This is a genomic window from Acidimicrobiales bacterium (assembly GCA_036273495.1).
Taxonomy (GTDB): Bacteria; Actinomycetota; Acidimicrobiia; order Acidimicrobiales; family JAJPHE01; genus DASSEU01.
Window position 1 is genome coordinate 1 of record DASUHN010000006.1, and the last position, 6,090, is coordinate 6,090.

General features: G+C 69.4%; 7 protein-coding genes. 5 read left to right on the top strand and 2 right to left on the bottom strand.

Going from position 1 to position 6,090, the window contains the following annotated elements; genetic code table 11:
• Positions 1–1,650: ABC transporter ATP-binding protein (locus VFW24_00135; GenBank protein HEX5265157.1), on the top strand; the 1,650-nt coding region annotated here is incomplete at its 5' end.
• A gap of 19 nt (positions 1,651–1,669) precedes the next feature.
• Here VFW24_00135 and VFW24_00140 read toward each other — a convergent pair.
• Together VFW24_00140 and VFW24_00145 are read right to left on the bottom strand one after the other, a co-directional pair.
• Positions 1,670–2,125: a nuclear transport factor 2 family protein gene (locus VFW24_00140; protein HEX5265158.1), complete on the bottom strand. Its 456-nt coding sequence runs from the start codon at positions 2,123–2,125 to the stop codon at positions 1,670–1,672.
• 480 nt (positions 2,126–2,605) lie between these two features.
• Entirely contained in the window at positions 2,606–3,448 is an 843-nt protein-coding gene (locus VFW24_00145; protein ID HEX5265159.1) for a metal-dependent hydrolase, read from the bottom strand.
• A gap of 211 nt (positions 3,449–3,659) precedes the next feature.
• Here VFW24_00145 and VFW24_00150 point away from each other — a divergent pair, with 211 nt between their 5' ends.
• The 4 genes from VFW24_00150 to VFW24_00165 all read left to right on the top strand — a co-directional run.
• Entirely contained in the window at positions 3,660–4,805 is a 1,146-nt protein-coding gene (locus tag VFW24_00150; protein ID HEX5265160.1) for a nitronate monooxygenase family protein, read from the top strand.
• Between the two features lie 19 nt (positions 4,806–4,824).
• Positions 4,825–5,268, top strand: a complete 444-nt coding sequence (locus VFW24_00155) for an OB-fold domain-containing protein (GenBank protein HEX5265161.1) — start codon at positions 4,825–4,827, stop codon at positions 5,266–5,268.
• A 22-nt stretch (positions 5,269–5,290) separates the two neighbouring features.
• Positions 5,291–5,830 carry an OB-fold domain-containing protein gene (locus VFW24_00160; GenBank protein HEX5265162.1) on the top strand — a complete coding sequence of 180 codons (540 nt, stop codon included), beginning with the start codon at positions 5,291–5,293 and terminating at the stop codon, positions 5,828–5,830.
• A partial coding sequence (locus VFW24_00165; GenBank protein HEX5265163.1) for a lipid-transfer protein occupies positions 5,827–6,090 on the top strand: 264 nt, incomplete at its 3' end. The genes VFW24_00160 and VFW24_00165, both read left to right, overlap by 4 nt.

Sequence of the window (6,090 nt, forward strand, 5' to 3'; positions counted from 1 at the left end):
GGACCCCGGGTCCTCGGCCACGGGACCGACGTCATCATCCAGGGGTTCGTGCACCACGGGATCGACTTCTCCGAGCTCCACCGGATCCTCCTCGAGGCGGCCGGCCTCTACGCCGGCTCGGCCCTGCTGTCGTATCTCACCGCCTACACGCTCGCGGGCGTCATCCAGAGGCTCATGCGCCGGCTCCGCCGCGACGTGGAGGACAAGGTCCACACCCTGCCCCTCAGCTACATCGACCGGGGATCCCGCGGTGACCTGCTGTCCCGGGTGACCAACGACATCGACAACATCGCCCAGAGCCTGCAGCAGACGATGAGCCAGATGCTGAACTCCACCCTGTTGCTGGTGGCGGTGGCGGCCATGATGTTCACCATCTCGCCCCTACTGGCCGGCGTGGCCCTGACGACGGTGCCGGTGTCGGTCTTTGCGGTGCGGGCCATCGCGTCCCGGTCCAAACCGCGGTTCATCGACCAATGGCGGGCCACCGGGCACCTCAACGCCATCGTCGAGGAGGCCTTCACGGGCCACGCCATCGTGAAGTCGTTCGGGCGCCAGCGCGAGGTCGAGGCCCGGTTCCGGGAGAAGAACGACGAGCTGTACGCGTCGTCCTTCGGCGCCCAGTTCATGTCCAGCCTGATGCAGCCGGCCACGTTGTTCCTGTCGAACATCCAGTACATCATCGTCGCCGTGGTCGGCGGGCTGCGGGTGGCCAGCGGGGCCATCACGGTGGGAGACATCCAGGCCTTCATCCAGTACTCGCGCAACTTCTCGATGCCCCTCACCCAGCTGGCGTCGATGGCCAACATGTTCCAGAGCGGCCTGGCCTCCCTCGAGCGCGTGCTCGAGCTGCTCGACGCCGAGGAGCAGAGTCCGGACGCCAGACCGAGCCACGCGCCTCCCAGCCGGGGCCGGGTGGTGTTCGAGGACGTCACCTTCTCCTACGACCCCGACGTCCCGCTCATCGAATCGCTGTCCCTCGTGGCCGAGCCGGGCCAGACCATCGCCATCGTCGGCCCCACGGGCGCGGGCAAGACGACGCTGGTCAACCTGATCATGCGCTTCTACGAGCTCAACTCCGGGCGCATCACCATCGACGGCCGGGACATCTCGAGCATCCCCCGCTCGGAGCTGCGCTCCCAGATGGGCATGGTCCTCCAGGACACCTGGCTGTTCGGCGGCACCATGAGGGACAACATCGCCTACGGCAGCCCGTCCGCGACCGAGGACCAGATCATCGAGGCGGCCCGGGCCACCTACGTGGACCGCTTCGTCCACTCCCTGCCCGACGGTTACGACACGCTGATCAACGAGGAGGCCGACAACGTCAGCGCCGGCCAGAAGCAGCTCCTGACCATCGCCCGGGCCTTCCTGGCCGACCGGCCGATCCTCATCCTCGACGAGGCGACCAGCTCGGTGGACACCCGCACCGAGGTGCAGATCCAGGAGGCCATGAACCGGCTGCGCACCTCCCGCACGTCATTCGTCATCGCCCACCGTCTCTCGACCATCCGCGGCGCCGACATCATCCTGGTCATGGAGAACGGCCGGATCGTCGAGACGGGCTCCCACTCGGAGCTGCTGGCCGTCGACGGCGCCTACGCCCGGCTGTACAACTCCCAGTTCGCCGCGCCTGCCGCCGAGGTGGAGTGACTCTCCCGGCTGGGGACGCTCAGCGATCCGCCTGGCGCCCGGGCTGAGTGCCACGGGGAAGCGAGAAGTTCCGCATCTCCCAGGTGGCGGCCCTCCAGCCCTCGGCCGTCCGGCGCCACTCGACGGTGTACATACCGGGCCGCCCGGCCAGGTAGCTGCGGGACCGGGCGGCATCCCCGTCCACTGACACCAGGTGATTCGTCATGGCGTGCAGGGGCACCTGGCCCGACGTCTCACCGAGGACCGAGCGGAGCCAGCCGACGGTGCTGTCCCGGTCGGAGAAGTGGACGTCGTCCAGCCCGTGGGGCTCGAGGATGTAGGTGGCCGACACGTCCTCGGCGAAGACCAGGTCGAGCAGGCTCCAGTCCCCGAAGTCCACGGCGTAGCAGTACCGCGACAGCCGGTCAACGATGTCGGCCCGGTCGACCAGGGCCGCGACCGGCCCGGCGTCCATCCCCGCTGCGTCGCTGCTCATCCCGACCGCGTCTCCTCCCGGACGTCCTGGGCCGGCATGCTCCCTCCCCCGCGCCCCCCTGTAGCGATGCCGGGCGGCGCCGCCGAAAGGTAGGGCGGCCACCCCAGGCCGTCAATGGGCAAATGACCGACCGGTAACAACGACGGGTGTGCTGCTGACGTCCGCCGCGCTCATTGCTCACTTGCGCAGATCTCACCACCGCGTAACGTGGCTGGCGTCCTCGAGTTGCGGAGGTACGCCATGACGACCACCCTCGAGCGCGTTAGCGGTGCCTTGTACCGAGTGGGAATGCGACGAGACAACGGCAATACCTCGCTGGCGTCCTACGCCGCCGGCCCCACCCGGATCGTGGCCGGTGAGCTGGCTGCCTCGGTCGCTGACGCCATCGTCAGCCGATCCCGGGCCCGGTCGGCACAGAATCGTCAGCGCCCGGCGGTGATCGGCCCGTCGGTCCCTTAGTTTGGGGTCGGCGGGCGACCGCTAGCCGGCCAGCAGCTCGGTCAGTCGTCCCTCGTCGCCGAACAGCACGGCGCGCCAGTGCGAGATGAGCTCGCTGGTGTCCCGGTCGTTGGGATGGAAGCCGCGCTTGTTGTATGCGAAGAGCTGGCGGACGGCTTCCGGCTTCACGAACGGAGACTTGCGCAGCCGCAACACGCTCCGCACCAGCCGTAAGGGGTGACGCCGGGCGTCGCGATCCATGAGGATGGATATCCCGGCCCAGAGCGACGTCTCGAGGACGAACAGCATGTGGGTCATCCACATGGCGGCGATCCGCATCCGCTCAGTCCCGCCGACGGCTCGGTAGACGTCAAAGGCCACCGCCTTGTGCTCCGACTCCTCCAGGGCGTGCCACATGAGGAGGTACCGGACCCCGTCGTGGCCGATCTGGTTCCGGGCCTCCGGGTCGTTCAGCAGCATCTCGGCCAGGGTGGCGGTGTAGTGCTCGAGGGCGGCGGTGAACGCCAGATGCAGTCGCTTGTTGTGGTAACGCTCTCTGGTGCGGAACAACCACCGGACGTACACGCCGATGGCCCCGGTGGGATAACCGAGGGCACCGAGCCGCTCGTTGAGGACCCGGTGCTCGCGGCCGTGCATGGACTCCTGACCGACGAACCCGTCGACGTCCTCCCGCAGCTTCGGGTCGGTCAGCTGGTCGCGAGCGGCCTCGACCGAGCGGACGAAATAGTCCTCTCCGTCGGGGAAGACGGACGACAGGACTGCCAGAACATGGCTCATGACGATGTCCCCGCCGGCGGCGAAGTGCCGGGGCACGTCGTCGAGCCTGGAGTCGAATTCGACCGGGCGCGTGGGTACCGAGACCATGGGCTCATTGATTCCCCCGCCGGGGGCCCTCCATTCCGGCCGGGATCGAGCTCGGTGACCCACCGTCACTCCCGGGTCACCTCGTAACAACCCCCGGCCGGCCTCGCCGTCCTCGCTGAGCCATGGGTCATGAAGGCGATCTCGATCGAAACGGCGGCCGATATGGTAGAACGTGTTCTCCTTTTGGGGAGGACCGACCGAGGGGGGCCGGATGCGCAACGACCTGTGCGAGTTACTGGGTATCGAGTTCCCGATCTTCGCCTTCACCCACTGCCGCGACGTCGCCGCCGCCGTCAGCCGGGCGGGCGGCATGGGGGTGCTGGGGGCTCTGGCCTTCACCCCCGAGCAGCTGGAGATGGAGCTCAAGTGGATCGACGAGCACTGCGACGGCAAGCCCTACGGCGTCGACGTGGTGATGCCCGTGAAGAGCGCCGACCGCGAAGCCGGGCTGCACGACGAGAGGGACCTGGCCAAGCAGCTTCGGGGCATGGTCACCCAGGCCCACTGGGACTTCGTCGACCGGGTCCTCGACGAGCACGGAGTTCCTCCGCTGCCGCCCGAGGAGGACTCCCCCGCTGACGGCAGCCCGATGAGCAACGGCGTGCTGGGGTGGACCGAGGCGACCGGCACCCCACTCATCGACGTGGCCCTGGCCCATCCCATCACCCTGCTGGCCAGCGCCCTGGGGCCGCCGCCCCAGGAGGCCATCGAGCGGGCCCACTCCCAGGGCGTGAAGGTGGCGGCCCTGATCGGCCGGGTCGAGCAGGCGGTCCGGGACGTCCAGAAGGGCGTCGACATCATCATCGCCCAGGGCTACGAGGCCGGCGGCCACACCGGGGACGTCGGCGCCATGGTGCTCGTCCCCGATGTCGTCGACGCCGTGGCCCCCGTTCCCGTGCTGGCGGCCGGCGGTATCGGGACCGGACGCCAGGTGGCGGCGGCCATGTCCCTCGGGGCGGCCGGCGTGTGGACGGGCTCGATCTGGTTGACGGTCAGCGAGGCCAATACGGGCGAGGTCGTCATGGACAAGCTCCTGGCCGCCACGTCGAGCGACACGGTGCGGTCGCGCGCCATGACCGGCAAGCCCGCCCGCCAGCTGCGCACGGCGTGGACCGAGGCCTGGGAGCGGCCCGATTCTCCCGGCACCCTGCCCATGCCGCTGCAGTTCCTCCTCTACTCCTACGCCAACCGCCGCATCGCCCGCTCGGGCCGGACCGACCTGGTCGGGATGCCCGTCGGCCAGATCGTCAGCCGGATGAACCAGGTCCGCTCGACCAAGGACGTCGTGCTGGACCTGGTCGACGGCTACCTCGACACCCTCGACCGGCTGCAGCGCTCCACCGCCGGCGTCGGCTGAGGACACGGGAGGCGAGAGCATGAGCGAGACGTCGATCCCCAAGGTCACCGTCGAGATCCCCTACGCCCGGACCCTCGGTCCGGTGATCAGCCGGTTCCTCACCGGCCTCCGCGACGGGGAGCTGTGGGCCAACCGCACCGCCTCGGGCCGGGTGCTGTGCCCGCCGTTCGAGTACGACGCGTCCAACGGGCAGGCGGCGGTGGACGACTGGGTGCAGCTCCCGGGCACCGGGAGCGTGACCTCCTGGGCCTGGGTGGCCGAGCCCCTCCGGTACCACCTCCTCCCGCAGCCGTTCGCGTGGTCGCTCATCCGCCTCGACGGGTCCGACATCGATCTGCTCCACGCCGTCGACGCCGGTGACCGCAGCCGCATGTCGACGGGCATGCGCGTCCAGGTCCGGTGGCGACCGCGGGAGGACCGCATCGGCCACATCAAGGACATCGAATGCTTCGAGCCGGCGTGAGGCTCGGGAGGGGATCAGGGCGATGAGCGACGAGCCGGTGAAGATGCTGCACACGGTCGTCTCCCTCGACTACGAGCGGCCGCCGACCCAGGCGGCGCGGGTCTACATGGAGGGGATAAGGAACAAGACGCTCGTCGGGCACCGCTGCTCCGAGTGCGGCCGGACCTACCTGCCGCCCCGCGGGTACTGCCCCGTCTGCGTCGTGCCCACCGGGGAGGCCGACCGGGTCGAGATGTCGGACAACGGGGTGGTCGTGACCTTCACCGTGATCCGGCCCGATCCCAAGGTCTCCAAGTCGCTCACCGAGCGGTCGTGCCGGGGGACGATCATGCTGGACGGCTCGTCCGTCACCACCATGGGCGAGATCAAGGGCGTCGACCCCGAGGCCGTCCGCACCGGCATGCGGGTCCGGGCCATCTGGGCCGACAAGCTCACCGAGGAGGATACGGCCCTCCTCCGCGGCGGCTGGGGAGTGGCCGGCATCCGCGGCTGGGAACCCACCGGGGAGCCGGACGTTCCTGCCGCCGAGGTGCAGAAGATGACCGAGGCGGCGCAGATATGAGAGACGTGGCCGTGGTGGCCTTCTCCCAGTCCCCCTCGCTGCGCCGCCAGACCGACCTGGCGGAGCCGACGATGATCATGCCGGTGGTCCAGGATCTGTACACCCAGACCGGGATGGCGCGCTCGGACATCGACTTCACCTGCTCGGGCAGCGCCGACTATCTGGCCGGGGCCAGCTTCGCCTTCATCCAGGGCCTCGACGGGGTGGGCGCCTGGCCCCCGCTGTCGGAGTCACACGTGGAGATGGACGGGGCCTGGGCC